Below are 25029 nucleotides of genomic sequence, written 5' to 3' on the forward strand. Positions count from 1 at the left end.
CAATTTTTCTATTGAAGCCGGGGCGGGTAGCGTAATAATGATGTACCGCCGCTGGCACGTCGTTATCCCCGAGTGTTTCTTATGCCTGCGTTGGACGCAACCCCGGAGAACGCATCGTGTTCCGTAAGCTACTGATTGCCAACCGTGGCGAAATCGCCGTTCGTATTGGTCGCGCCTGTGCGGAAATGGGCATACGGTCGGTTGCCGTCTATACCGACCCTGATCGGTTCGCCCTGCATGTCAAACGCGCGGATGAGGCCTATTTCCTCGGCGACGATCCCATGGCAGGGTATCTCGATATTCGGCGACTGGTCGATCTGGCACGCGAAACCGGTTGCGATGCCATCCATCCCGGCTATGGTTTCCTGTCGGAAAACCCCGAGCTGGCGCGTGTCTGTGGTGAGAAGGGGATCGCCTTCATTGGGCCGGATGCCGATGTCATGGCGCGGATGGGAGACAAGACCGCCGCGCGTGCGGCTATGCGCCAAGCTGGCGTGCCGGTCACTCCCGGCTCCGATAGTCATCTGGAGAGCCTCGCCGAGGCGCAGCGCGTTGCCGCTCGGATTGGCTTCCCGGTGATGCTCAAGGCGACCTCTGGTGGTGGTGGCCGAGGCATTCGCCGCTGTGACGATGCTGAACAGTTAGAGCGTGCCTGGCGGCGTGTCGCTGCTGAAGCCAATAAAGCGTTCGGGTCGGCTGACGTGTTCCTCGAAAAGTGCATCGTCGGCACTCACCATATTGAAGTGCAGGTCATGGCGGACCGTCGTGGCGGTGTGATCCACCTGTTCGAACGAGACTGCTCGGTTCAGCGGCGTAACCAGAAGCTGATCGAGATCGCGCCGAGCCCGCATTTGACCCCGGAGCAACGGGCTTATGTCGGGGAATTGGCGGTCAGTGCCGCTGCGTCGATAGGCTACGAAAATGCCGGTACGGTCGAATTCCTGGTCAAGGGGAATGAGATCTACTTCATGGAAATGAACACACGGATACAGGTCGAGCATACGATCACGGAAGCGATTACCGGCATGGATATCGTGCGGGAACAGATCCGCATCGCTGCGGGTATGAAGTTGTCATTCCGACAGGAGGATGTCCGTCATCACGGCCACGCCATCCAGTTTCGCATCAACGCCGAAGACCCTCGTAATGACTTCCTGCCTTCCTTTGGCCGGATTACCCGCTACTATGCCCCGGGCGGACCGGGCGTGAGGACGGATACGGCGATTTATACCGGCTATCAACTCCCTCCCTATTTCGATGCCTTGTGCTTGAAGTTGATCGTCTGGGGCATGAGCTGGGAGGAGACCTTGAATCGGGGAATTCGTGCGCTGAACGACATGCGTCTGCAGGGGATCAAGACCACGGCACCCTTCTATGAAGAAATTCTCAGACATCCCGAATTCCGCAGCGGCCGCTTTGATACCGGGTTCGTCGCCGGGCATCCTGAGTTGCTGAATTATTCCGTCAAACGCAATCCCGAAGAAGTGGCATTGGCCATTGCTGCCGCCATCGCGGCTCATGCCGGGCTATGAGGAGAGAACCATGAGCGATATGCCGGCTTCCCGTGTCCATGTCACCGATGTGGTGTTACGCGATGGCCATCAGTCGTTGATTGCCACGCGGATGCGCACCGAGGACATGCTCCCGGTCTGCGCTGACCTGGATGCAATCGGTTTTCACTCCCTGGAAGTCTGGGGAGGGGCTACGTTCGATGCTTGCGTCCGTTTTCTCAAGGAAGATCCCTGGGAACGGTTGCGTCGTCTCCGGCAGGCGATTCCCAATACGCCGCTGCAGATGCTGCTCAGAGGTCAGAATCTACTCGGTTACCGGCATTACGCCGATGATGTCGTGACTCGCTTCGTTGCCCGCGCCGCGGAGGGGGGGATCGACATCTTTCGGGCGTTCGATGCGCTCAATGATCTGCGCAACCTGGAAACGGCGATGCAGGCGATCAAGTCTGTCGACCGGCATGCCCAGGGGACGCTCTGCTATACGGTGAGTCCCGTGCATACGCTGGATATGTTCGTCGCCGACGCCAAGCGGCTGGTCGATATGGGCGCCGACTCCATTGTAATCAAGGACATGGCGGGACTATTGACCCCGTATGCCACTTATGACCTCGTCGGTGCGCTCGTCGATGCTGTGGAGGTCCCCGTTCACCTGCACGCTCATGCCACGTCCGGGTTGGCTTCCCAGTGCCTCCTGAAGGCGGTCGAGGCCGGTTGTCGTCATATCGATACATGTAGTTCGGCGTTTTCCGGCGGCACCAGTCATCCTGCAACCGAGGCGATGGTGGCTGCCTTTCACGATACCGACTTCGATACCGGCCTGGACCTGGAGGCGATCAAGGCCGTAGGCGACCGGTTGCGGGACATTCGAGGTAAATACGCGGCCTTCGAGAGTGAGTTTACCCAGGAGGATGTTTCTGTACAGCTCAATCAGATTCCCGGTGGCATGATGTCCAACCTGGCCCATCAGTTGAAAGAGCAGAATGCATTGTCACGGATTCGTGATGTATTCGCAGAGATTCCGCGAGTCAGGGCCGAACTGGGTTACCCCCCCTTGGTGACCCCGACATCACAGATCGTTGGCTCGCAAGCGGTCATCAATGTACTGACGGGCAGTCGTTACAAGTCGATTACCAATGAGGTCAAACGCTATCTGCTGGGTGGCTATGGTCATCCACCGGCACCGGTGGATGAGGCGATTCGCCATCTTGCCGTCGGCAATCAGATGGTCGAGGAGGGGCGTCCCGCCGACTCCCTCGACCCGGAAATGGTACGTCTGACCGAGGAGCTCGGCAGTCTGGCTGATACGGAAGACGATGTCCTGACCTATGCGATGTTTCCCGACATCGGCCGGGATTTTCTGGTCGGACGTCGTGATGGCACTTTGGTACCTGAACCTTTGCCGGCGCAACAAGGCGAGCAGCGCCCCGTCAGCGAAGGTACGCCTACCGAGTTCGTGATCGACGTGCATGGAGAATCCTATGAGGTCCAGATCACGGGAGTGGGCAGTAACACCAGTGGTAAACGGCAGGTCTATCTGACGCTGGATGGCATGCCGGAGTCGGTGGTATTCGAACCCCGCGACAGTTATCAGCCCGCGTCGCGGGGAAATGGGCGTGCCCAAGCCACGTCACCTGGCCATGTCACGACGGCGATGCCCGGCAATATCGTGGATGTACTGGTTGTGGAAGGTGACGCAGTCGCGGCTGGTCAACCCGTCTTGATTACCGAAGCAATGAAGATGGAGACGGAAGTGCATGCGCGGCAAAGCGGTGTCGTGCGGGCGATACATGTCGTCAGAGGTGATCGCGTGACGCCTGGTGAGGTATTGATCGAGATCGAATGATCAGCGGCTATCATGATGATGATGCGTATCACATGACAGCCTTGCCGGTTTCGCGCTAGGCTGTATTTTGCATTGCACAAAAAACGTCGACACCATAGCGATCGAGCGCGACGAACCGGAGAGCCATCATGCTATCGGCCTATCATTCCCTGGCGGCTACGGCGTTAACCTTCTGCGATCCGTTGGGCATCGGACGCGCGGCGCTGGATTACTGGCGTGACGGTATCGAGCGGCAAGTGCTCTATCTTGACGTCATGCGTCAACGAGGCAATCAGTATCTGGAGCACATGGAGCAGACCAAGCCCAATGTGCTGGGGTTCGAAACCGAGGTGCTGATGGATGGGCGTGACCTGCCGCGTCCGGTCAACTACGAACTGTTGCGTATCGTGCCCCCGGCCGGGGTGGAGATCGACCCCGATATGCGTCCGTTCGTTGTCGTGGACCCCCGTGCGGGTCATGGGCCCGGTATCGGTGGCTTCAAGCCGGATAGCGAGATTGGTGTCGCACTGCGCGCCGGGCACCCTTGCTATTTCATCGGCTTTCTGCCTTTTCCGGTATCCGGGCAGACGGTAGAAGACGTTGCGGATGCAGAGATCGCGTTCCTGCATGACATCAATGCCCGCCATGCTCATGTGTCCGAAAAACCCATGGTCGTTGGCAATTGCCAGGCTGGCTGGCAGGTCATGATGGCCGCTGCCCTTGAACCGGATTGCTTCGGCCCGATCCTGATTGCCGGTGCCCCGCTATCCTATTGGGCCGGCGAGCGCGGCAAGGCGCCCATGCGCTACAGTGCAGGACTGACCGGAGGAAGCTGGTTGACGGCCTTTGCCAGTGACCTGGGCGCCGGTTTGTTCGATGGCGCCTGGTTGGTCCAGAACTTCGAGAAACTCAACCCGGCCAATACCCTCTGGACCAAGCAGTACCAGCTATATGCCAACGTGGATAGCGAGGCCGAGCGGTATTTGCAGTTCGAACGCTGGTGGGGTGGGCACGTGGTGCTGGGTGGTGAAGAGATTCAGTACATCGTCGACAACCTGTTCGTGGGCAATCGCCTGAGTAGTGCGAAATTGACGACGCGTGACGGCCGCCGTATCGATCTGCGCAATGTGCGTTCGCCGATCGTGGTGTTCTGTTCCCAGGGTGACGACATTACGCCGCCGCCACAGGCGTTGGGCTGGATTCGTGATCTGTATGCCGATGTCGACGACATTCAGGCGCATGAGCAGACGATCGTCTATTGCGTCCATGACAGCACAGGCCATTTGGGGATCTTCGTGTCGGGCAACGTGTCTCGCAAGGAACACACGGAGTTCACGGCCAACATGGACTATATCGATGTATTGCCACCGGGACTCTATGAAACTCAAGTGACCGAGAGAGCGGCGCAAGGTGCCAAGGACGCTGAACATGTCGACGGCGATTATCTGCTCGAGTTCTCGCCACGAAGCCTGGAAGACGTCGAAGACATCGTCATGCCGATCGATGACGACGAGCGTCGTTTCGCAACGCTGGAACGGGTATCCCAGATTAATCTGGGGATCTATCAGATGGTACTTCAGCCGTGGCTGCAAGCGATGATGACCCCATCAGCCGCACGCTGGATACGCCGCCTGCACCCGATTCGGTTGGGTTACAAGCTGTTTTCTGATCGCAATCCCCTGATGGTACCGGTGCCGGTCCTGGCAGAGTCGGTCAGAAACGATCGTCACCGCGTTGATGACGATAACCCGTGGCGAACGGTGGAGGGCATGGCTTCCGACCAAATCACGGCAGCACTCAATACGTATCGTGACTTGCGAGATCAAGCCACCGAGAATTTCTTCATGCAGTTCTACGGTCAACCTTGGTTGCAGACCATGGTCGGTCTCGGCGCGACAGGAGAACCGCTGCATCGGCGACCCGGCATCGAGCCCGAGCACCGCCGCTTCATCGCCACCCGCAAGGCGGAACTGGCTGAACGCGTTGCTGAGGGGGGCAGTGTGGAAGCCGTCGTACGCTCTCTGATCTATGTGCTGGGCGGTGCGACTGCGACCGATGAACGCAACTTCCAGCGTCTCAAGGCATCCCGTGCCGAGCTGGAAGGGGAGCTCGATCTGGCTGAGTTCAAGGCGCTGGTACGAGATCAGTTCTTCATACTGAGAATGGACCGGCAGGCTGCTCTCGATGCGCTTCCCTCATTGTTGCAAGGGGCAAGCAATGACGACATCGATGCCGATCTGGCGCATATCGAGCACGTTCTTGCGGCCAGTGGACCGCTGTCGGATCATGCGGCCGAACGCTTGTCCGTGATCCAGGAGCGTTTCGAACGCGCTCGACCCGAGGCTGTCACGCAAGGGTGACAGCCGCAGGGGCGAGATATTGCCACGCGGCTCACGATTCGGAGGTGCCCACGTCCACGTCTTCGTCGAGCTCTTCGGCAGCGTCGGAATGCGACATGCGCAGGCCGTGTGAGGGCAGTGGCGTACCATCGAATGTTACGTAACTGCCGGCCAGTTGGAGGCGTCCTTCCAGGAACCAGCGAACCGCTATCGGGTAGATCAGGTGCTCGCGTGCTTGAACTCTGGCCTTGAGACGTTCCTCTGTATCGCCGTCGCTGACGGTGACAACGGCTTGCATGGCGACTGGCCCACCATCCAGCTCTTCCGTGACGAAATGCACACTGGCGCCGTGCTCGGCGACACCATCGGCCAAGGCGCGTGCATGGGTGTTCAACCCTTGATAGGCCGGTAGCAGTGATGGGTGGATGTTCAGCAAGCGGCCAAAAAAGCGTTGCACGAAGATCGGCGTGAGGATACGCATGAAACCGGCCAGCACGATCAGGTCGGGCTCATGACGTTCGATCACCTTGATGAGCGCCCCATCATAGGCCTCTCGACTATTGTACTCCTGATGTGGCAAGGCGACGGCATCGATGCCGGCATCGCGTGCCCGCTTGAGACCATAGGCATCCGCCTTGTTCGAAATGACGGCGACGATCTCGCCACCCAGTTCATCGTAGGATTGGGCGTCGAGCAGGGCCTGCAGGTTGCTGCCGTGGCCGGAAATGAGGACGACGACGCGGGGCGCCTCCGCCGGTTCGGCCTGCATGTCGTTGGTGTCATCGGTATGGCTGGTGTCATTCATGCGTCGAGATTCTCCAGACGAACGTGTGCGTCAGTCTCCGTGCGTGCAACGACCTCACCGAGCCGGTAGACGGTTTCTCCCTGGTTCTGGAGGTGAGCCTGCGCATCGTCGGCATGCGCCCGTGGCACGATGACGATCATGCCAATGCCACAGTTGAGGACCCGGTACATTTCGTGGGTATCGACGTTGCCTTGTAACTGGAGCCAGTCGAAGACCGCTGGACGTTGCCAGGCAGTCGTATCGATACGCGCCGCCAGCGACTCGGGGAGCACTCGGGGGATATTCTCGAGCAGTCCACCGCCGGTGATGTGCGAGAGTGCGTGGACGTCGACAGCGCTTTCCCGTAACAGGGAAAGCAGCGGTTTGACGTAGATACGGGTCGGTTCGAGTAGAGCATCGCGCAACGGCTTACCATCGACCGGTGTATCCAGCGATGACGCATCGGCTGCCAGAATCTTGCGAATCAGCGAGTAGCCATTGGAGTGCGGGCCCGATGAGGCCAGTCCCAGGATGATGTCGCCTTCGCCGACCTGACGGCCATCGAGGATCTGCGATTTTTCCACGACACCGACGCAAAAGCCGGCGAGATCGTAGTCGTTGCCTTCATACATGCCTGGCATCTCGGCCGTCTCGCCACCCACCAGAGCGCACCCGGCCTGGGTACAGCCTTCGCCGATACCGGTAACGACGTCGGCGGCAATATCCACGTCGAGCTTGCCCGTGGCATAGTAGTCGAGGAACAGGAGAGGCTCGGCACCTGCCACGACCAGATCGTTGACACACATGGCGACCAGGTCGATACCGATGCTGTCGTGTTTACCGATGTCCATGGCCAGGCGGAGTTTCGTGCCGACGCCATCGGTGCCGGTGACCAGAACGGGTTCGCGATAGCCACTGGGCAGTTCGCACAAGGCACCGAAGCCACCGAGTCCCCCCAAGACCTCGGGTCGCGTGGTACGCTTGGCAACGCCTTTGATACGCTCGACCAGGGCATTGCCGGCATCGATATCCACGCCGGCATCCTTGTAACTCAATGAAGGCCGGTCCGACGTGGTGTTAGCGGGGGTATCCGATGAACTCGAAGTCATGAGGCTTCCTGTTGCACAGCACGTGATAGGCAAGGGGAATGAAAACGCTGTGGATTGTAGCACCGAGAGGGCGAGGACGCACCGGCGAACCGGTATCCGTCGATACCGGTCGATGCATGTGAATGGGACCAGGGAGAGGCGTCATGCGTAAATCGTGGTGGGTGTTGATCGGGGTCGTGGCTCTGCTGTGGTTGCTGGTCAGCCTGGAGCCGATTCTGATGCCTTTTTTCGTCAGTATGATACTGGCGTATCTTGGCGATCCCCTGGCCGATTGGCTGGAAGCCCGCGGTGTGTCGCGCCGCTTGGCAGTGTCGCTGGTGTTTTTGTTGTTGACGGTGGTCGTCGTGTCGGCCCTGTTGATACTGATCCCGATTCTGGGGCGGCAACTGGGACAACTGGTCGAGTCGATACCGGGAATTCTCGGCTGGGTGCAATCGACGGTCGTGCCTCGCGTCCAGGCGTTGACGGGGATCGACCTGACGCCTGATATCAACCAGATGCGTGATACGATCGTCGAGAATTGGCGAGAAACCGGGACCTTTGCGGCCAATCTACTGGCGCAAGCATCACGCTCCGGCATGGCTCTGTTGGGATGGATAGCCAATCTGGCGCTGATTCCGGTCGTGACGTTCTATCTGTTGCTGGACTGGGATCGTCTGACCGCCAGTATTCACGCCTCGTTACCACGGCGTTGGGAACCGGAAATCGCCCGGCTCGCCAAGGAGTGTGATGAGGTTCTTGCCGCTTTCCTGCGCGGTCAACTCGTCGTCATGATATGCCTGGGCATCATCTATGCGGTCGGGTTGAGTCTGTTGGGGGTGCGTTTCGGTGTCTTGATCGGGCTATTGGCAGGATTGGCTAGCATAGTGCCGTATCTGGGGGTGATCGTGGGGATTTCGGTGGCGGCGGTCGTCGCATTCTTCCAGTTCGGCGATCTGCTGCCCTTGCTTGGGGTCGCTGGGGTGTTTGCGGTTGGCCAATTGGTCGAAAGTACGGTTCTGCAGCCCAAGTTGTTGGGCGACAGGATTGGCCTGCATCCAGTGGCAGTGATCTTCGCCGTACTGGCCGGCGGCCAGTTGTTCGGTTTTACCGGTGTGCTGCTGGCATTGCCGGCTGCTGCAATGATCATGGTGGTATTGCGCTACCTGCATGCACACTATAAACACAGTAGTCTCTACGACAATGCCCAACGTCGCCGAGACGAGGAGTCTTCATGAGTCCGGGGCCGGCACAACTGCCATTGGGTGTCAGCATTCGCGATGATGCGACCTTCGACAACTATCTAGCGCACGGCAATGCCTCATTGGTCGAGACGCTGCGTCGGCAACTCGATGCCGATGGAGAGCCCTTGTTGTTTCTCTGGGGTGGCGAGGATGTCGGGCGCAGTCATCTGCTGCAGGCCGCCTGTCATGAAGCCAGTTCTCGCGACAGACGCTCCTTGTATCTCCCGCTGGCAGAGCTTTGGCACTTCCCGCCGCACATTCTCGAAGGGCTGGAACAACTCGATCTGGTGGCGATAGACGATCTGGAGCGGGTATTGGGTCGACGGCGGTGGGAGGAGTCGCTGTTCCACTGTTTCAATCGCTTGCGAGAGGCGGGGACGCGATTGGTGATCTCTGCCGATGCATCGCCTCGCCAACTCGCGTTTCAACTCCCCGACCTGGCATCACGCATGAGTTGGGGAATGACGTTCCATGTACAACGCCTCGACGATGAAGGACGAGCTCAAGCGCTGAAGTTGCGGGCAGGAGTCCGCGGCATGCAGTTACCGGACGATGTGGCGCGATACATCCTGCATCGAGGACCGCGCCGGTTGAGTGCATTGTTCGATGTGCTGGAGACATTGGATAGTGCCTCCTTGTCGGCACAACGCAAGTTGACGATTCCTTTCGTCAAGCAGGCGCTGGGGTGGTGAGTTCGTCCGAGCCCCTCAGCGTTGAAGGTTGACTTCTACGGTCTGGCCGTTCCGGACACTGACTTGGTTGATGATGATCCGGGGGCGGGCGTTGGGCGATGGCTGGATGCTTCCGGAGACATAGAAGTCGCCCCCCGGTAAGCCGTTGACCCTGAAGAAACCACGATCATCGGCTCGCGTACGGTGAGTATAGGCCCGGGCCCGTGGGTCGGCGGGTTCCACGGCCTTGCCGGCCAGCGCCATTTCGGCGGCCTCGGCCGAATAGGTCGTGACGGGAGCGATGGAGATCGCCGCACCGGAGCCGTATTTCACGCCTGAAGGGGTAGAGAGAGCAATACGCCCCGTGATTGTGGCATTGCCGGTTTTTTCCAGAGCGGCATATTCGTCCTCCGGGAACGCGACTTGCCGCTCTACGCGGTCCGTTTCCCTGGGGCGTGGTGTCGTTTCCGATTCGCGTTCGGTATCCTTGGCTTCCTCGCCGGCTTCAATGACTTCGACACGACGGGGAGAGCGTTCTCCCCAGGGATCGACTGCCTGGCATCCGCCCATCAACACGCCGAATGTCATGATCCATGCCACATTGATGGCGATTTTCATGCTGCCTCCTGGCTCAGATGGAGTGGTCGTCCGGTTCACTCGTTTCCACTTCGATACGGTTACGTCCATTGCGCTTGGCAGCTAACAGTAATGCGTCGGCGCGCTGCACGAGAGCGTCCAATTGATCATCTTCGGGGCGCCTGGCGGTGATGCCGATACTGATTGTGCGCCGAGTGCGGTCGCCTTCGTGTAGCGATCGGCACAGGCGTTCCGCCGTTTCACGTGCCCCGGGTAACGACGTTTCCGGCATGACGATCAGAAATTCATCGCCGCCATAGCGGCCAACGAGGTCGCAATCGCGTACCGTGCCGACGATCATGTCGGCGATGTCCCGCAAGGCCTCATCTCCTGCCGCATGTCCATTATGGTCGTTGATGGTCTTGAAGTCATCGATATCCAGCATGAGCAGGCATAGCGGCAGTGCGTAGCGTTGGGCACGGCGCAATTCGATATCGGCCAGATGAACGAGATGGCGTCGGTTATACGTATTGGTGAGATGGTCGTGAGTCGCCAGGTGGGTGAGTTGCTGGTTGACCTCCATCAGTTCGGCAGTGCGCTCGGCGACACGATGTTCGAGTTCCAGGTTATGTCGTTCCAGGGCATGTCTGGCGAGATGCAGTTCGGTCAGGTTCTGCGCGACGCCAAATAGGTGCGCAATGTTGCCTTGACAATCATTGATCGGGACCAACAAGGTCAGCCAGTGGCCGCTGCGGTGAACGCCATCCGGGCCGATGTAGATCCCTTTTTGCTCGTAGCGAATCGGGCGGCCTTCGGCGACGCAGCGAGCGTAATTGGCAATGACATCATCGGCGGTCGGGGATGGCAGCAACTCCTCGATACGCTTGCCCGTGCAGTTGGTATCGTGGCCCAAGGTGGCTTGTTGTGCCGGATTGACGGCTTCAATGATGAAGTCCCGCGAACCTTCGACCCGAATGATGAACATGTGTTCGGGGAAATGCTCCCATAGGTGCTTGACGAACAGTATTCCCGAGCTGTTGTCGAGCAGCCGGAGGATATCCGTTTGTAGTTGGGGATCGGTATCCATAGGCGGTTCTCCTTGAATGGCGCCTACCTTGCAGTATCGCAGGCGTTGCGCTTCTTTGGTCGTGATGTTGTCAACGGCCTAAGTCCACTAGCTGGAATCGACTACGATGCGGATTCACCATAGGAGGGTCGTCATGCGCTTGCAGTATGATTTTCCTCATTTTCGGAGAGTCACTTGAAAGTCGTGCGGGTAAGCGCAACCTTCACAGAATGGGTACGTAGCGAAGGCGCCGATGGGGTCGCCGGGCGCCGTGGACGGTAAATCGATAGGAGGCAGTCATGAACGATACTCGGATTGAACGCGACAGCATGGGTGAGCTGGAAGTGCCGTCCAATGCACTCTATGGCGCTCAAACGCAACGTGCCGTGAATAACTTTCCCGTCAGTGGGCAGGCCATGCCCACTCGCTTCGTTCATGCCATTGCGCGGATCAAGCTCGCTGCTGCCGAAGTGAATGCCGAGCTGGGATTGTTGGATGGTGACCGCGCCGAGGCAATCATCGGCGCAGCCCGTGACATCCTGAATGGCTGCCATGACGACCAGTTTCCCATCGATGTCTTTCAAACGGGGTCGGGGACGTCGAGCAACATGAACGTCAACGAAGTGATCGCGCATCTGGCGTCGCGGAAAGGCGTGGAAGTCGGCCCCAACGATCATGTGAACATGGGCCAGTCGAGCAACGACGTCATTCCGACGGCGATTCATCTCTCGGCGTCACTGGCAATCAAGGACGAGTTGCTGCCGGCATTGAGGCACTTGCGGTCGGTCATCGACACTCGGGCGGAGTCGCTGGATGCCGTGGTCAAAACGGGGCGAACGCACTTGATGGATGCCATGCCGGTACGCATGAGCCAAGAGCTGAATGGCTGGGCCAGTCAGGTTGGGCAGGCAATAGAGCGCTTCGAAGAATGCCAGGGACGCTTGAATCGGTTGGCGCAAGGCGGTACGGCGGTCGGTACCGGTATCAACGCGCACCCGGAATTCGCTCAACGCATGGCTGAGGCGCTGGGGCGTCAAACGGGGTTGTCGCTGGCCAGCAATGACAGTTTCTTTGCCAGTTTGTCGTCGCAGGACACTGCGGTGGAGCTCTCGGGCCATTTGCGTGGCTATGCCTGTACGGTGATGAAAATTGCCAACGATCTTCGTTGGATGAACTCCGGGCCATTGGCAGGATTGGGAGAGATAGAGCTGGAAGCGCTTCAACCCGGCAGTTCCATCATGCCCGGCAAGGTCAATCCCGTCATCCCTGAATCCGCCGCTCAGGCTGCCGCTCAGGTCATGGGGCTGGATAGTGCCATCACCGTGGCCGGTCAGAGCGGTAATTTCCAACTCAACGTCATGCTGCCGCTAGTCGCGAACAACGTGCTGTCGTCATTGACGTTGATGACTCAAACCAGTCATTTGCTGGCTGACCGGGCCATTGCGACCTTCAAGGTACGCAAGGAAAACCTCGAGGCCCCCTTGTCACGTAATCCGATCCTGGTGACCGCGCTGAATTCGGTCATTGGTTACGATGCCGCGGCAGCGATCGCCAAGAAAGCCTACCAGGCGGGTAGGCCGATTCTGGATGTGGCCGACGAAGAAACGGAGCTCGATAGAGAGGAACTCGAGCGTCTACTCGATCCTGTTCAGTTGACGCAAGGCGGCATTCCCGAGTAATGAATTCGTCGCCTGGAGAGTGTCAGGACGTCTGGTCGCGAGCCTGCGCTTCATCGATGGTATCGTTCGCATCCTGACGCTCTTCAGGGGCCGCTTCCGGGGGATCGTGTTCTTCGGCACGTGATGGCCGGTAGCAGAAGGTCGTGAGTATCGGGAAATGGTCCGATCCGATACTGGCGAGGCGCCGTATCGATACCAGGGTGAATTCTTCGCTGACGAACACATGATCCAGTGGCCAGCGCAACAACGGGTAATTGGCGTGAAACGTACTGTACATGCCACGGCCACGACGAGGATCCAGCATGCCGCTAACGCGGCAGAATAGCCGAGTCGAGCGTGACCAGGCGACATCGTTGAGGTCGCCGGCGACCAGCGACGGTTCGCCTGACCGGTGGATCTCCTTGCCGACCAACAACAACTCGGCATCGCGCCACAACGACTCTTCGCTTTCATTGGGTGCTGGCGGGCGGGGGTGAAGCGCATGTAGCTTGAAGCGATGTCCGCTTGGCAGTTGCACCCAGGCGTGCATCGAGGGTATGTCCTCTTGTATCAGCCACTCGATCCGTGGCTCATCCAAAGGTAGACGCGAATAAAGGTGCATGCCGTACAGGTTGTCCAGCGGCATTTTCAGCGAGTATGGGTAATCCTTATCGAGTACTGGATCGAGTTGCTGTTGCCACCAGCCGTCACTCTCCAGCGTCAAGACGATATCCGGTGAGTGGCGTTGTATCAGTTCGATGAGCGCTTGAGATCGTCGGTTCGTTGTCAGAACGTTGGCGATCAGTAACGTGACATGGCGATCGCCGTCACCATGTTCGGCGTCTTTGACCTGCGTAGGCCATAGTCGCGTCCAGGGGAGGATGCGATAGCCTTGAATGAGCAGCACGATCAGACACGCGATGACGACGGGCAACTGCCAGTCGGAGGCGATTATCAACGACCCGATGAGTGTCAGTAGTGCGAGACCGGCAATCTGCAGGCGAGGGAACTCACAGGCACGTATCCACCAGGCATGCAAGGGCAGCTTGGCCAGCAATGTGGCCGCTAACAGGCCGGTTGCCACAGAGGCGAGAAATAGTCCAACCATGCTGCGACCTCCCTGTCTCCCTCTTCAATCAGGCAATGTGGAGGGCGACGTCATTGGTTTCCAGTAGGTGGATCAAACTATCCGGTGGCTGACGGTCAGTGAACAACGCATCGAGTTGCGCAACATTGCCTTGGCGAACGACGGGGTTGCGATGGAACTTCGAATGATCCGCGGCCAGAAACACTTGTCGTGAGTTGTGAATGATCGCCTGGGCGACTCGTACTTCCTGGTAGTCGAATTCCAGCAGCGAGCCGTCTTCATCGATGCCACTGATGCCGATAATGCCATAGTCGACCTTGAACTGGTTGATGAAATCGATGGTCGCTTCGCCGATGATACCACCGTCACGTGAACGAACCTGGCCGCCGGCCACGATGACATTGAAGTCGTCATTGTGTTGGAGAATGGCAGCGACATTGAGGTTGTTGGTAATGACTTCCAGGCCTCGATGGTGGCGCAGGGCTTCGGCCACGACTTCATTGCTGGTACCGATATTGATGAACAACGACGAGTCGTTCGGGACCTTCGATGCCAACAAGGCCGCGATTCGTTGTTTCGCTTCGAGGTTCAAGGCCTTGCGGGTATGGTAGGACGTGTTGACGGTGCTGGATTCCAGCCCGGCTCCACCATGAACGCGTCGGATCAACCCTTCATTGGCAAGTGCATTCAGGTCGCGGCGAATCGTCTGGGGCGTCACGACAAAGTGGGACGTCAGTTGTTCAATGGATGCATACCCTTGGCGCCGGACAAGATCGACAATGGATTCCTGGCGTTCCTGCTGTGTCATATCGTCTCCTCGTTAGCCATTGTCCCGATTGGTCGCCAAGCTGTTATACGACCATGGTGGTAGGCAATCGGCGCACCGATCGATTGAGCGCTTGTCGCTGCTGGTTTAGTCTCGTTTATCGAAAACGAACATCATGATAGCAAAAACGAAAATAAAACGTGTAAAAGCGAAAGTCGCATACATGCACGCCCCGATAACCACCGAGGATTAGACCATGGCTTCGTATCTGCTTGCCATCGATCAGGGTACCACCAGCACTCGAGCGATCCTGTTTGATCGTGACGCCAATGTCGTCGGTGCGGCTCAACGAGAGTTCACCCAATACTTCCCTCAGGATGGTTGGGTAGAGCACGATGCTGAAGACATCTGGTCCTCGGTCGTTGCCACGTGTCGAGAGGTATTGAAGGCTCAAGGTGTCAGCGCCGACGAACTGGGCGGAATCGGTATCACCAATCAACGCGAGACATCATTGATCTGGGACCGCGATACCGGGGAGGTACTGCATCCTGCCATCGTCTGGCAGGATCGCCGTACCGCGGATGCTTGCAAAGCACTGAGGGATGCCGGGCATGGCGACTGGGTGCAGTCGCGTACCGGTTTGTTGATCGATCCGTATTTTTCGGCGACCAAGCTGGCCTGGATGCTCGATCATGTCAACGGGGCGCGGGAGCGCGCCGAACGTGGCGAACTCGCCTTCGGTACCGTGGACACTTTTCTCATCTGGCGGCTGACGGGAGGGCGTGTCCATGCGACCGATGCGACCAATGCGTCACGCACGGCCATGTTCAATATTCATACCCAGCAGTGGGATGGCGAGTTACTGAGGCTGTTCGATATCCCCGCCAGTCTGTTGCCCGAGGTCAAGGATTCCAGTGACGATTTCGGTCGCGTCGACACTCAGTGGTTGGGAAGCGACATCCCCATTGCCGGTGTTGCGGGCGATCAGCAGGCGGCGCTCGTCGGGCAGGCGTGTTTCGAGCCTGGTATGGGCAAGAGCACCTACGGGACAGGGTGCTTCATGATCCTCAATACGGGGCAGCGTGCCGAAACGTCCCGCAACCGGCTGCTTACCACCGTAGGTTATCGCCTCAATGGGGAGACGACCTATGCGATGGAGGGCAGCATTTTCGTTGCCGGAGCCACCGTGCAGTGGATGCGTGATGGCCTCAAGTTATTTGCCGAGGCGGCGGATACTGAAACGCTGGCGCAACAGACGCGTAGCGGCCACAGCGTCTATCTCGTACCTGCCTTCACCGGACTGGGGGCACCCCATTGGGACCCTCAGGCTCGCGGCGCCATTTTCGGTTTGACGCGGGATACCGGTATTGCCGAGATCGTGGCGGCGGGCCTGCAGGCCGTTTGTTACCAGACGCGTGACTTGCAGGTATGCATGAACGATGATATTTCAGTCAACACCGGGACCCTACGCGTCGACGGCGGCATGGTCAGCAACAACTGGGTCATGCAGTTTCTGGCCGATATGCTGGGTGTACCTGTCGATCGGCCGACGGTATTGGAAACGACTGCGTTAGGCGCCGCCTATCTGGCGGGGTTGCATATCGGCTGGTATCGCAACCTTGATGAGATCGCCGGTCTATGGCGTTGCGAGCGTACCTTCACACCACGGATGCCGGAGTCGGAACGCGAGACGTTGTATCGAGGCTGGTTGGATGCGGTTGAACGCGTCAAATGCTGACGAGCAGGTCTTGCATTCATGGGGTGAATCCGTAAAATACGCACCCGTTGTCATAGTGAACAATGAGATGGAATAGGACCATAGCTCAGTTGGTTAGAGCGCCACGTTGACATCGTGGAGGTCAGCGGTTCAAATCCGCTTGGTCCTACCAAGTTTCCATTCTCGGTTTGGCAACCGTAATAAAGGACCATAGCTCAGTTGGTTAGAGCGCCACGTTGACATCGTGGAGGTCAGCGGTTCAAATCCGCTTGGTCCTACCAGACATGGAAGCACCTCGTGGCCTTCGCTGCGGGGTGCTTTTTTATTGCCTATTGATTCAGGACATGGATTCACGGCGAAGTCACCGCTACAGAGTAACGGTGAGGTCACTACGCCGAATGAATACATCGAGCACGTGTTCCAGGCCTGCCTGGTCGTGCACACGGAAGCGGCCCCGTATTGGACTATCAAGATCGAGAACGCCCCAAAGCGTGTCGTCGATGACGACCGGCACGACGAGTTCAGCTTGCGATTCCGGATCGCATGCGATGTGATCCGCGATGGCATGAACATCGTCGATGCGTTGCGTGCGGCGATGCCGAGCGGCTGCACCGCACACTCCCGTGTCGAAGGGGATGGGGTTGCAGGCTGGTTTGCCCTGGAACGGACCCAGCGACAAGCGCTGCGGCTCTCGCTGCACATAGAAACCCGCCCAATTCAGGTCAGGAACCTCCTGCATGATGAGTGCGCAGGTCTGTGCCATGTTGGTCAGGGCATCACGTGTATCGAGTAACGCGTCGAGTTGTCGAGCGAGAAGGTCGTAGTCAAGAGGCATGACATCTCCTTGAACGCAATGAGCCGGCCCGGAGGCCGGCTCGTCAGCGTTTATGCTGGCAGTCTCATTCCCAGCCGGGAACGGCACCACCTTTGAACAGCTCTTTTGCTTTTTCGGCGACGGCTTCCGTTTGATACGCCTCGACCAATTGTTGAATGGCTTCACGGTCCTCGTCACCGTTGCGTACGACGATCAGGTTGACATAGGGAGAGTCGGGGCCCTCGCTGATTAGCGCATCGTCGAGCTGCAAACCGGCAGGCTGAGCAAAGGTGTTATTGATGAACGCCATGTCGACGTCCGGCAGAACGCGTGGAAGCTGTGCTGCTTCGATTTCGCGAAACTCGAAATCGTGTGGATTGTCGACGATGTCGATGGGGGTGGCCTCGAGATTGTCGGGATCGTCGAGCTCGATCAGACCTTCCTTGTGCATCAGGATCAGGGCGCGCCCTTCGTTGGATGGATCATTGGGCAGAGCCACCGTGGCGCCTTCGGGAAGCTCATCGATACTGTCATACGTTTCTGAATAGGCCCCGATCGGGTAAACGAACGTGTAGCCTGCAACCGCGAAATCATAGCCACGATCATCGATCATGCCTTGCATGTAAGGTTCATGCTGATAGGCGTTGGCATCCAGGCTGCCATCGGCCAGTGCGGCATTGGGCGTCACGTAATCGGTGAATTCGACGATTTCCACCTCCAGCCCGTATTCCTCGTCGGCAATGTCGGCGGCCAATTGCATGATGTTGGTTTCAGGCCCAGCCACGGTGCCCACCTTGATGTGGTTGTCAGCATGGTCGGCCAATGCCGGAGCACTGATCATGCCGAGGCTCAGCAGCGCCGTCCCGAAAAGTTTGCTGGCAGTTGTCGTCATTGAGATCTCCTTGGCTGTGTGTTCCGTTTTTACTGTCGAAATAAATTTAAAGGTATAAAAGATAAAAGCAAAATTCTTTTTGGTTATCGATATAATGGATTCACTTGTGATCGCTCCGTCGCACCAGGTAATCCCCCAGGCTCTGGAAGCCTTGGACCATGACGACCAGGATGACGACGGTGATGAGCATGATGGTCGGTTCGAAACGGTTATAGCCATAGCGGATGCCAAGGTCTCCTAGACCTCCGCCGCCGACGGCCCCAGCCATTGCCGAATAGCTGACCAGCGTCACGACGGTGATGGTCAGCCCGGTAATGATGCCCCCGCGAGCTTCCGGTAGCAGCACCTTCATGATGATTTGCCACGGGCTGGCACCCATCGATTGAGCCGCTTCGATCAAGCCGGGAGAAATTTCGTTGAGCGATCCCTCCACGAGGCGTGCAACGAAAGGAATGGCCGCGATCGTCAACGGTACGACAGCAGCGTTGAGCCCGATGGAACTGCCGACGAGCATGCGTGTGAAAGGGATGATCGCCACCATCAAAATGATGAAAGGCACCGAGCGCCCGATATTGGTCACGACGCCCAATAGATGGTTGAGGACGGGCAATGCCAGAAACTGTCGTGGCCGGGTCACATACAGCAATACCCCGAGCGGGATACCTGCCAGGGCGGCTATGAATCCAGAGACACCGACCATGTAGAGTGTGTCGAGTGTCGCGGCGAGGATCAGTTCAATCATTGCGTTTGACATGGCCAATCACCTCCACTTGCAGATCATGATTGTCGAGGTACGCCAGGGCTTCACGGGTTTTTTCCGCCGGGCCGACCAATTCAGCGATCATCAACCCCAGCGTGCGGTGGCGAATCGATTCCACCTTGGCTTCCAGGATGCTGATGTCGATGTCGCAGTCGCGAGCGAGTCGTGAGATCAGCGGTGTGGATATCGAGTCACCGGCATAGGCTAGACGCAGTACGGGGTGTGCATCGGGCGCCGGGTCGGATAGCAACCTGTCGCGTAGGGACTGGGGCAGATTCAGCTCGAGGAAGTCATTGATGAAGCGTCGGGCCAACCGAGTACGCGGCGACGTGAAGAAATCGCCGACCTCGGCTTCCTCGACCAGCTCGCCGTCGGATATCAGGCTTACCCGGTGACAAATACTTTTCACGACTTCCATTTCGTGGGTGATCAGGAGAATGGTCAGCCCGAGTCGACGATTGATATCTTCAAGCAACGCCAGGATCGAACTCGTGGTCTGAGGGTCGAGCGCTGACGTCGCTTCATCGCATAACAGAACCTTGGGACGGCTGGCCAGTGCCCGGGCAATGGCCACCCGCTGTTTCTGACCTCCCGACAGTTCCGCTGGATAGCTCTCCGCCTTGTCGGACAGACCGGTCAGTTCCAGTAATGGGTGCACGCGTTCACGAATGGTTTCCCGGTCGACCTTCATGAGTTCCAGCGGCAAGGCGACATTGGCAAAGACCGTCCGCGACGTTAGCAGATTGAAATGCTGGAAGATCATGCCTATGCCGTGGCGTGCGCGGTTGAGCGCAGCACGGTTCAATGTCGTCAGGTCCTGGTCATCGACGCTGACATGCCCTGTGGTCGGGCGTTCCAACAGGTTGACGCAACGGATGAGGGTCGATTTGCCCGCACCGGATAAGCCAATGACACCGTGGATGCTGCCCTGGGGGATGTTCAGGCTGACATCCTTGAGAGCAGTGACGGCATTGGAGCCACTACCGTAAACCTTGGAGATATTGTCGAGGGCGATCATGATCCTGTTGGGCATTGACCTGCCTTTGATCTGTGTGGACGACGGGGCGGCAGCACAAAAAAAAGGCCACCCTGGTGGGGTGGCCATCAACGCTGGACACACCCTTTTAGCAGTATTTCCCGCACTGGGCAGTGTGAAGCGTGCCAGTAGCCGGGGGCGCCCGCAATCTGGGGACAAATCGGCGCCGAGATTAATCGCACTATTTTAAGAACCGATTCGGCGAAGTGTCAATTATATTGGGACATGTCAATAGACGATGACGATCTTGTCAGAGGATATTGCTGTGAAAGCCGCTCAGGGGCGAAAAAGCGATTACCATCGGCTCGACGATTGCCGATGGACGCTACCGGGCCTGCTTCCCTAGACTAGTGGCTTCATCGACGCGTGCCTCGGATGTGCCGAGGCCGGATAATCGCTTGCGAGGCATGACAGCATGTTCACGGGGATCATTCAGGGGATGGCCGAAGTCGTATCGATCATCGAGGACGAGGCCTTTCGCACCCATATAGTCAGGATGGATGACTACCTGCTGGAAGGGCTGGCGCTGGGGGCGTCCGTGGCCCACAACGGCGTTTGCCTGAGCGCAACGGCGATCGATGGCAATGATGTCAGCTTCGATTTGATGCGCGAGACGCTACGTGTGAGCAATCTCGGCACACTGCAAGTCGGCGACCGCGTCAATATCGAGCGGGCGGCTCGTTTCGGTGATGAAATCGGCGGGCATGCCATGTCGGGACATGTCTCTTGCATGGCCACCTTGGTGGAGGTCAACAAGACACCCAACAATTTGCGTCTATGGTTCGAGCTTCCCGATAGCCAAGGGCGCTTTCTGTTCGACAAGGGGTACATCGGCGTTGATGGTATTAGCCTGACGATCGGCGAGGTGGTGGCTTCGAAACACGGGAGTATCCGCTTTTGTGTCAATCTGATTCCGGAAACCCTGCAGCGAACGACCTTGTCTGAACGACGTCCCAATGATCGTGTGAACATTGAGATCGATCCCCAGACACAGGCCATTGTCGAGACGGTCGAGCGGGTCATGGCAAGGAAAAAGGGGTGAGGTCGAGGCATCGAAATTGACCGTTCCGTCAAGTTTCCGTTAGCTATCCAAGCTGGCGCTTGGCCGGGGGCTTGCTTGTATTCTGAGGTTTGGCGTCGCCATGCGACCTTGTGCCTCGCATCAGCGCAGGCCTTTGGGTACCATGTGCGGCTTTCTTGGAGCGAGGGCGCCTAGGTTTTGGCTGAATACTGGCAGCATGGGCTGATGTTTCAGACGAATCCTACTGTCCTGTGCAGGACTGGATGAACAATGATGAAACGTCTGTTGAACGACCATTTCAAGCTGGACGAACACGGTACGAGTATCCGTACCGAGGTCATTGCGGGAATCACGACCTTCTTGACGATGGCCTACATCATCTTCGTCAACCCGAGCATTCTTTCGGAGGCGGGCGTCGATTACGGCGCCGTCTTCGTCGCCACTTGTCTGGCAGCGGCTATCGGCTGTCTGATCATGGGGCTGTGGGCCAATTATCCCATTGCACTTGCCCCCGGCATGGGCTTGAACGCCTTCTTCACCTACGGCGTCGTGTTGGGGATGGGGTATAGCTGGGAAGCTGCCCTGGGAGCGGTGTTCCTGTCCGGTGTGACGTTCTTCCTGCTGAGCGTGTTCAAGATTCGGGAGTGGATCATCAATTCGATCCCGATGTCGTTGAGGTTGGGTATCGCTGCCGGCATTGGCCTCTTCCTGGCCATGATTGCACTACAGAATGCCGGCATCGTCGTCGACAACGACGCGACGTTGTTGGCACTGGGCGATCTCTCTTCGCCAGAGGCCCTGTATGCATTGCTGGGTTTCTTCGTCATTACGGCATTGGCCTATCTGCGTGTGACTGGTGCCGTCATGATCGGCATTCTTGGCGTCACCTTGCTAGCCATGCTGTTGGGACACAATGAGTATGGCGGGCTGGTATCCGCGCCACCGTCGATTGCACCAACCTTCATGGCCATGGACGTCGCCGGCGCTTTCGATATCGCCATGCTCAGCGTGATCTTCGCCTTTCTGTTCGTCGACCTGTTCGATACTTCCGGTACCCTGATCGGTGTGGCCCATCGGGGCGGGCTGTTGGACGAACAGGGCAAGTTGCCCCGGTTGGGGCGCGCTTTGATGGCGGATTCCACGGCTTCGATGGCGGGGGCTGCGCTGGGCACGTCGACGACGACCAGCTACATTGAAAGCGCTTCGGGAATCGCCTCGGGCGGCCGCACGGGGTTGACCGCGGTCGTGGTGGCAGTGCTGTTCTTGGTGAGTCTGTTCTTCGCGCCGTTGGCGGGATCGATTCCGGCGTATGCGACGGCGGGTGCACTGCTCTATGTGGCCGTATTGATGGCCGGTAGCCTGGCACATGCCGATTGGGAGGATGCCACGGAAGCGGCCCCGGTATTGATTGCTGCACTGGCCATGCCCCTGACGTTCTCGATTGCCGAAGGGATCGCCTTGGGCTTCATCAGCTACACCGCTATCAAAGCCCTGGCGGGCCGTTTCAAGGATCTGAATCCTGCGGTCGTTGTGTTGGCCATCGTGTTCGTACTTAAATTTCTTTTCCTTGACTGAGAGTGGCAATGAGCATCTACGACGACTATATCAAGTCCGTCATCCGCACCGTTCCCGATTGGCCTCAGCCGGGGGTCAATTTCCGTGACATCACGCCGCTGCTGCAGAATAGCGCGGCGTTTCGTAAGCTGATAGACAGTTTCGTGCATCGCTATCAAGAGATGAATCTGGATGCGATTGCCGCCATTGATGCCCGCGGCTTCATTATCGGGGCTCCACTCGCTTACGAGTTGAATTGTAGTTTCGTGCCGGTTCGCAAGAAGGGTAAGTTACCGTTCAGGACGATCAGCGAGACCTATACGCTGGAATATGGGCAGTCGGAAGTGGAGCTGCATTCCGACGCCTTTCGCGAGAACGATCGCATCCTCGTCATGGATGACCTGATTGCCACCGGAGGAACCATGCTGGCGGCGGCCAAGCTCATTTCACGCAGCGGCGGTCGGGTCGTGGAGACCGCCACTATCATCGACCTGCCGGATCTGGGTGGCGCACAGAGAATACGTGATGCCGGTTTCGGTGTGTTCGCTGTATGTTCCTTTACCGAAGACGAGTGATTGCACTATGAGCCGTGATCGTTATCACCAGCATTTTACGGTCTCCTGGGATCAACTGCACCGGGATGTCCGCGCACTGTGTCACAATCTCGTCGAGCGGGATTTCAAGGGTGTCGTCGCGATTACCCGCGGCGGTTTGATTCCGGCCGCCTTGATCGCACGCGAACTCGATATTCGCCTGATCGATACCGTCTGCATCAAGAGTTACGAGCATATGGATCAAGGCGGTTTGCAGATTCTCAAGGGTATCGAGCATGATGGAGAACATTGGCTACTGGTCGACGATCTTGTCGATACCGGCAAGACGGCCAACAAAGTGCGGGAAATGCTGCCCAAGGCGCATTTCGTGACCGTCTATGCCAAACCGGATGGACGCCCTCTGGTCGATCAATATCTGACCGAAGTCGCCCAGGATTGCTGGATACAGTTTCCCTGGGATCTCGGCGTCGCTTATGTCGAACCGCTCGTCGATCAGGTCAAGCGCAAGGATTGAGGACGATGTCGTCACCATTACCGGATAGCTGGAATCATTATCTGGAGTGTGAGTTCGAAGCGCCCTATATGCAGCAGTTGCGGGAGTTTCTGGCGCGTGAAAAAGCCGCTCGCAAGGTCATATACCCACACTCGACGAATTGGTTTCGTGCTTTCGAGCTGACACCTCTGGATCAGGTCCGTGTCGTGGTGTTGGGCCAGGATCCCTATCATGGCCCCAACCAGGCCCATGGGTTGTGTTTTTCGGTGCGTCCAGGGGTGGCTACGCCTCCGTCGCTGGTCAACATTTACAAGGAACTCGCCCAGGATGTCGGCACGACGCCCGTCAATCATGGTTTTCTCGAGCCTTGGGCAAGACAGGGAGTACTGCTGCTCAACAGTGTGCTGACGGTAGAGCAGGGCAATGCCGGGTCGCACCGCGGTCAAGGGTGGGAGACGTTCACCGACCGGGCCATCGCGACGGTCAATGAACAGTGCGATGGTGTGGTTTTCCTGCTCTGGGGCAGTTATGCGCAGAAGAAAGCCTCGTTCGTCGATCGTCAACGCCACCTGGTGCTGCATGCCCCGCATCCGTCACCATTGTCGGCACACCGTGGATTCTTCGGGACCCGGCATTTTTCGCAGGCCAACGAGTTTCTGATGGCACGGGGACGTGGGCCCATCGATTGGCAGTTACCCGATACACCTGCTTGAGTCGTGGCTTAACTCGCAACGCAGTTCGAGCTAGAATTCCCGGCCGATGCATTCCGCCCATCCAGCCAGGAGCCGTCCATGAGCGTTCATGCCATTCAACACCCCTTGGTCAAACATAAGCTGGGGTTGATGCGCGCTGCCGATATCAGTACCAAGAGTTTTCGTGAACTGGCTGGGGAAGTCGCCAAACTGCTGACCTATGAAGCGACTCAGGATCTCGAGGTGGAGCCCACGACCATTGAGGGGTGGAATGGGGAGCCGATTGAAACTGAACACCTGAAAGGCAAAAAGGTCACCGTGGTACCGATCCTGCGCGCGGGACTAGGCATGTTAGAAGGCGTAACCGACCTGATTCCCAGTGCTCGAGTCAGTGTGGTGGGACTTTACCGCAATGAAGAGACGCTGGAACCGGTTCCCTATTTCGAAAAGTTTACCAACGACCTGCATGAGCGACTGGCAATCGTGATCGATCCGATGTTGGCAACGGGGGGATCGATGGTTGCGACCTTGGATATGCTGAAAGCTCGCGGTTGCCCCCTGATGAAGGTGATCGTACTGGTGGCAGCGCCGGAAGGCTTGCGGCGTGTACAGGACGCCTATCCAGACATAGAGATCTATACGGCGGCCATTGATGATCGGCTCGATGAGAACGGTTACATCGTGCCAGGATTGGGGGATGCGGGAGATAAGATATTCGGTACCCGTTGATTTGCCCGACACGCCCTGAGTCGGGTTGACCCTGTGACCATGTTCGTGCTGTAGGCTACGCTCGCTCACGATTTCGTATGCGAAAAAGTGAGCGAGCGCTTTCTCTTCGTTACGCCATCCTATCTTTGCATCTAAAGTATAATATTTTATTTTTT

At 57.9% G+C, this 25029-nt stretch carries 23 protein-coding genes and 2 tRNA genes; 15 read left to right on the forward strand and 10 right to left on the reverse strand.

Going from position 1 to position 25029, the window contains the following annotated elements:
- Positions 1-116: 116 nt before the first annotated feature.
- The 3 genes from FVV99_RS09350 to FVV99_RS09360 all read left to right on the forward strand — a co-directional run bounded on the left by FVV99_RS09350 (position 117) and on the right by FVV99_RS09360 (position 5693).
- Positions 117-1532 (forward strand): acetyl-CoA carboxylase biotin carboxylase subunit, encoded by a 1416-nt coding sequence (locus tag FVV99_RS09350; RefSeq protein ID WP_148253817.1) that lies wholly within the window; start codon positions 117-119, stop codon positions 1530-1532.
- A 10-nt stretch (positions 1533-1542) separates the two neighbouring features.
- On the forward strand, positions 1543-3354 hold the full coding sequence (gene oadA / locus FVV99_RS09355) for a sodium-extruding oxaloacetate decarboxylase subunit alpha (RefSeq protein ID WP_148253818.1): 1812 nt from the start codon (positions 1543-1545) through the stop codon (positions 3352-3354).
- Positions 3355-3482: 128 nt separating this feature from the next.
- On the forward strand, positions 3483-5693 hold the full coding sequence (locus tag FVV99_RS09360) for a DUF3141 domain-containing protein (RefSeq protein ID WP_148253819.1): 2211 nt from the start codon (positions 3483-3485) through the stop codon (positions 5691-5693).
- Between the two features lie 31 nt (positions 5694-5724).
- On the opposite strand, the gene purN is transcribed toward FVV99_RS09360, so the two are convergent.
- The gene (gene purN / locus FVV99_RS09365; RefSeq protein WP_148253820.1) at positions 5725-6477 is read right to left on the reverse strand and encodes a phosphoribosylglycinamide formyltransferase; all 753 of its coding nucleotides are present in this window, start codon (positions 6475-6477) and stop codon (positions 5725-5727) included.
- Positions 6474-7565, reverse strand: a complete 1092-nt coding sequence (gene purM / locus FVV99_RS09370) for a phosphoribosylformylglycinamidine cyclo-ligase (RefSeq protein ID WP_148253821.1) — start codon at positions 7563-7565, stop codon at positions 6474-6476. The genes purN and purM overlap by 4 nt, the downstream gene beginning before the upstream one ends.
- 143 nt (positions 7566-7708) lie before the next feature.
- On the opposite strand from purM, the gene FVV99_RS09375 reads away from it, so the two are divergent.
- A complete protein-coding gene (locus FVV99_RS09375; RefSeq protein ID WP_148253822.1) occupies positions 7709-8782 on the forward strand; it encodes an AI-2E family transporter in 1074 nt (357 codons plus the stop codon).
- Positions 8779-9480, forward strand: coding sequence for a DnaA regulatory inactivator Hda (gene hda / locus FVV99_RS09380; protein WP_148253823.1), 702 nt, complete (start codon positions 8779-8781; stop codon positions 9478-9480). Before FVV99_RS09375 ends, hda begins: the two co-directional genes overlap by 4 nt.
- Positions 9481-9495: 15 nt before the next feature.
- On the opposite strand, the gene FVV99_RS09385 is transcribed toward hda, so the two are convergent.
- Both FVV99_RS09385 and FVV99_RS09390 read right to left on the reverse strand, forming a co-directional pair.
- Entirely contained in the window at positions 9496-10077 is a 582-nt protein-coding gene (locus FVV99_RS09385; RefSeq protein ID WP_148253824.1) for a hypothetical protein, read from the reverse strand.
- 13 nt (positions 10078-10090) lie between these two features.
- Positions 10091-11122, reverse strand: a complete 1032-nt coding sequence (locus FVV99_RS09390) for a sensor domain-containing diguanylate cyclase (RefSeq protein ID WP_148253825.1) — start codon at positions 11120-11122, stop codon at positions 10091-10093.
- Positions 11123-11400: 278 nt separating this feature from the next.
- Between FVV99_RS09390 and FVV99_RS09395 the strand changes: the two genes are divergently transcribed.
- On the forward strand, positions 11401-12780 hold the full coding sequence (locus FVV99_RS09395) for a class II fumarate hydratase (protein ID WP_148253826.1): 1380 nt from the start codon (positions 11401-11403) through the stop codon (positions 12778-12780).
- A 22-nt stretch (positions 12781-12802) separates the two neighbouring features.
- Here the strand turns inward: FVV99_RS09395 and FVV99_RS09400 are convergent, their stop codons facing one another.
- Positions 12803-13867: an endonuclease/exonuclease/phosphatase family protein gene (locus tag FVV99_RS09400; RefSeq protein ID WP_148253827.1), complete on the reverse strand. Its 1065-nt coding sequence runs from the start codon at positions 13865-13867 to the stop codon at positions 12803-12805.
- Positions 13868-13895: 28 nt separating this feature from the next.
- Positions 13896-14654 (reverse strand): DeoR/GlpR family transcriptional regulator, encoded by a 759-nt coding sequence (locus tag FVV99_RS09405; protein WP_148253828.1) that lies wholly within the window; start codon positions 14652-14654, stop codon positions 13896-13898.
- 214 nt (positions 14655-14868) lie between these two features.
- Here FVV99_RS09405 and glpK point away from each other — a divergent pair, with 214 nt between their 5' ends.
- The 3 genes from glpK to FVV99_RS09420 all read left to right on the forward strand — a co-directional run bounded on the left by glpK (position 14869) and on the right by FVV99_RS09420 (position 16610).
- Complete coding sequence (glpK, locus tag FVV99_RS09410; protein WP_148253829.1) at positions 14869-16350, forward strand: glycerol kinase GlpK; 1482 nt, start codon at positions 14869-14871, stop codon at positions 16348-16350.
- 74 nt (positions 16351-16424) lie between these two features.
- Positions 16425-16501, forward strand: a tRNA-Val gene (locus FVV99_RS09415).
- 32 nt (positions 16502-16533) lie between these two features.
- Positions 16534-16610 (forward strand) — tRNA-Val (locus FVV99_RS09420).
- Between the two features lie 86 nt (positions 16611-16696).
- On the opposite strand, the gene FVV99_RS09425 is transcribed toward FVV99_RS09420, so the two are convergent.
- The 4 genes from FVV99_RS09425 to FVV99_RS09440 form a co-directional block, all read right to left on the reverse strand.
- Positions 16697-17164 carry a GAF domain-containing protein gene (locus FVV99_RS09425; protein ID WP_148253830.1) on the reverse strand — a complete coding sequence of 156 codons (468 nt, stop codon included), beginning with the start codon at positions 17162-17164 and terminating at the stop codon, positions 16697-16699.
- Positions 17165-17228: 64 nt separating this feature from the next.
- The gene (locus FVV99_RS09430; protein ID WP_407921344.1) at positions 17229-17984 is read right to left on the reverse strand and encodes a MetQ/NlpA family ABC transporter substrate-binding protein; all 756 of its coding nucleotides are present in this window, start codon (positions 17982-17984) and stop codon (positions 17229-17231) included.
- A 151-nt stretch (positions 17985-18135) separates the two neighbouring features.
- Positions 18136-18789 (reverse strand): methionine ABC transporter permease, encoded by a 654-nt coding sequence (locus FVV99_RS09435; RefSeq protein WP_148253832.1) that lies wholly within the window; start codon positions 18787-18789, stop codon positions 18136-18138.
- The gene (locus FVV99_RS09440) at positions 18770-19813 is read right to left on the reverse strand and encodes a methionine ABC transporter ATP-binding protein (protein WP_148254182.1); all 1044 of its coding nucleotides are present in this window, start codon (positions 19811-19813) and stop codon (positions 18770-18772) included. Before FVV99_RS09440 ends, FVV99_RS09435 begins: the two co-directional genes overlap by 20 nt.
- Positions 19814-20246: 433 nt before the next feature.
- On the opposite strand from FVV99_RS09440, the gene FVV99_RS09445 reads away from it, so the two are divergent.
- From FVV99_RS09445 to upp, 6 genes are all read left to right on the forward strand, one after another.
- The gene (locus FVV99_RS09445) at positions 20247-20873 is read left to right on the forward strand and encodes a riboflavin synthase subunit alpha (RefSeq protein ID WP_148253833.1); all 627 of its coding nucleotides are present in this window, start codon (positions 20247-20249) and stop codon (positions 20871-20873) included.
- Positions 20874-21122: 249 nt separating this feature from the next.
- Positions 21123-22427, forward strand: a complete 1305-nt coding sequence (locus tag FVV99_RS09450) for an NCS2 family permease (protein WP_148253834.1) — start codon at positions 21123-21125, stop codon at positions 22425-22427.
- A gap of 8 nt (positions 22428-22435) precedes the next feature.
- Positions 22436-22981 (forward strand): adenine phosphoribosyltransferase, encoded by a 546-nt coding sequence (locus FVV99_RS09455; protein ID WP_148253835.1) that lies wholly within the window; start codon positions 22436-22438, stop codon positions 22979-22981.
- 7 nt (positions 22982-22988) lie between these two features.
- Positions 22989-23474 carry a xanthine phosphoribosyltransferase gene (gene gpt / locus FVV99_RS09460; RefSeq protein ID WP_148253836.1) on the forward strand — a complete coding sequence of 162 codons (486 nt, stop codon included), beginning with the start codon at positions 22989-22991 and terminating at the stop codon, positions 23472-23474.
- Positions 23475-23479: 5 nt separating this feature from the next.
- Entirely contained in the window at positions 23480-24166 is a 687-nt protein-coding gene (ung, locus tag FVV99_RS09465) for a uracil-DNA glycosylase (protein WP_148253837.1), read from the forward strand.
- A 78-nt stretch (positions 24167-24244) separates the two neighbouring features.
- Complete coding sequence (upp, locus tag FVV99_RS09470) at positions 24245-24874, forward strand: uracil phosphoribosyltransferase (RefSeq protein ID WP_148253838.1); 630 nt, start codon at positions 24245-24247, stop codon at positions 24872-24874.
- The last annotated feature ends 155 nt before the right edge of the window (positions 24875-25029 follow it).

The organism is Aidingimonas lacisalsi, assembly GCF_008079445.1.
In the GTDB taxonomy this organism is placed as follows: Bacteria; Pseudomonadota; Gammaproteobacteria; order Pseudomonadales; family Halomonadaceae; genus Aidingimonas; species Aidingimonas lacisalsi.

Bases quoted from the DNA above. Each gene is read 5' to 3' on its own strand.
- FVV99_RS09390 (WP_148253825.1), bottom strand. From the start codon at position 11,122: ATGGATACCGATCCCCAACTACAAACGGATATCCTCCGGCTGCTCGAC.
- upp (WP_148253838.1), top strand. From the start codon at position 24,245: ATGAGCGTTCATGCCATTCAACACCCCTTGGTCAAACATAAGCTGGGG.
- FVV99_RS09360 (WP_148253819.1), top strand. From the start codon at position 3,483: ATGCTATCGGCCTATCATTCCCTGGCGGCTACGGCGTTAACCTTCTGC.
- hda (WP_148253823.1), top strand. From the start codon at position 8,779: ATGAGTCCGGGGCCGGCACAACTGCCATTGGGTGTCAGCATTCGCGAT.
- FVV99_RS09440 (WP_148254182.1), bottom strand. From the start codon at position 19,813: ATGATCGCCCTCGACAATATCTCCAAGGTTTACGGTAGTGGCTCCAAT.
- FVV99_RS09405 (WP_148253828.1), bottom strand. From the start codon at position 14,654: ATGACACAGCAGGAACGCCAGGAATCCATTGTCGATCTTGTCCGGCGC.
- gpt (WP_148253836.1), top strand. From the start codon at position 22,989: ATGAGCCGTGATCGTTATCACCAGCATTTTACGGTCTCCTGGGATCAA.
- ung (WP_148253837.1), top strand. From the start codon at position 23,480: ATGTCGTCACCATTACCGGATAGCTGGAATCATTATCTGGAGTGTGAG.
- purN (WP_148253820.1), bottom strand. From the start codon at position 6,477: ATGAATGACACCAGCCATACCGATGACACCAACGACATGCAGGCCGAA.
- FVV99_RS09375 (WP_148253822.1), top strand. From the start codon at position 7,709: ATGCGTAAATCGTGGTGGGTGTTGATCGGGGTCGTGGCTCTGCTGTGG.
- FVV99_RS09450 (WP_148253834.1), top strand. From the start codon at position 21,123: ATGATGAAACGTCTGTTGAACGACCATTTCAAGCTGGACGAACACGGT.
- FVV99_RS09430 (WP_407921344.1), bottom strand. From the start codon at position 17,984: ATGATCAGTGCTCCGGCATTGGCCGACCATGCTGACAACCACATCAAG.
- FVV99_RS09400 (WP_148253827.1), bottom strand. From the start codon at position 13,867: ATGGTTGGACTATTTCTCGCCTCTGTGGCAACCGGCCTGTTAGCGGCC.
- glpK (WP_148253829.1), top strand. From the start codon at position 14,869: ATGGCTTCGTATCTGCTTGCCATCGATCAGGGTACCACCAGCACTCGA.
- FVV99_RS09425 (WP_148253830.1), bottom strand. From the start codon at position 17,164: ATGCCTCTTGACTACGACCTTCTCGCTCGACAACTCGACGCGTTACTC.
- FVV99_RS09435 (WP_148253832.1), bottom strand. From the start codon at position 18,789: ATGTCAAACGCAATGATTGAACTGATCCTCGCCGCGACACTCGACACA.
- FVV99_RS09445 (WP_148253833.1), top strand. From the start codon at position 20,247: ATGTTCACGGGGATCATTCAGGGGATGGCCGAAGTCGTATCGATCATC.
- FVV99_RS09395 (WP_148253826.1), top strand. From the start codon at position 11,401: ATGAACGATACTCGGATTGAACGCGACAGCATGGGTGAGCTGGAAGTG.
- oadA (WP_148253818.1), top strand. From the start codon at position 1,543: ATGAGCGATATGCCGGCTTCCCGTGTCCATGTCACCGATGTGGTGTTA.
- FVV99_RS09455 (WP_148253835.1), top strand. From the start codon at position 22,436: ATGAGCATCTACGACGACTATATCAAGTCCGTCATCCGCACCGTTCCC.
- FVV99_RS09385 (WP_148253824.1), bottom strand. From the start codon at position 10,077: ATGAAAATCGCCATCAATGTGGCATGGATCATGACATTCGGCGTGTTG.
- purM (WP_148253821.1), bottom strand. From the start codon at position 7,565: ATGACTTCGAGTTCATCGGATACCCCCGCTAACACCACGTCGGACCGG.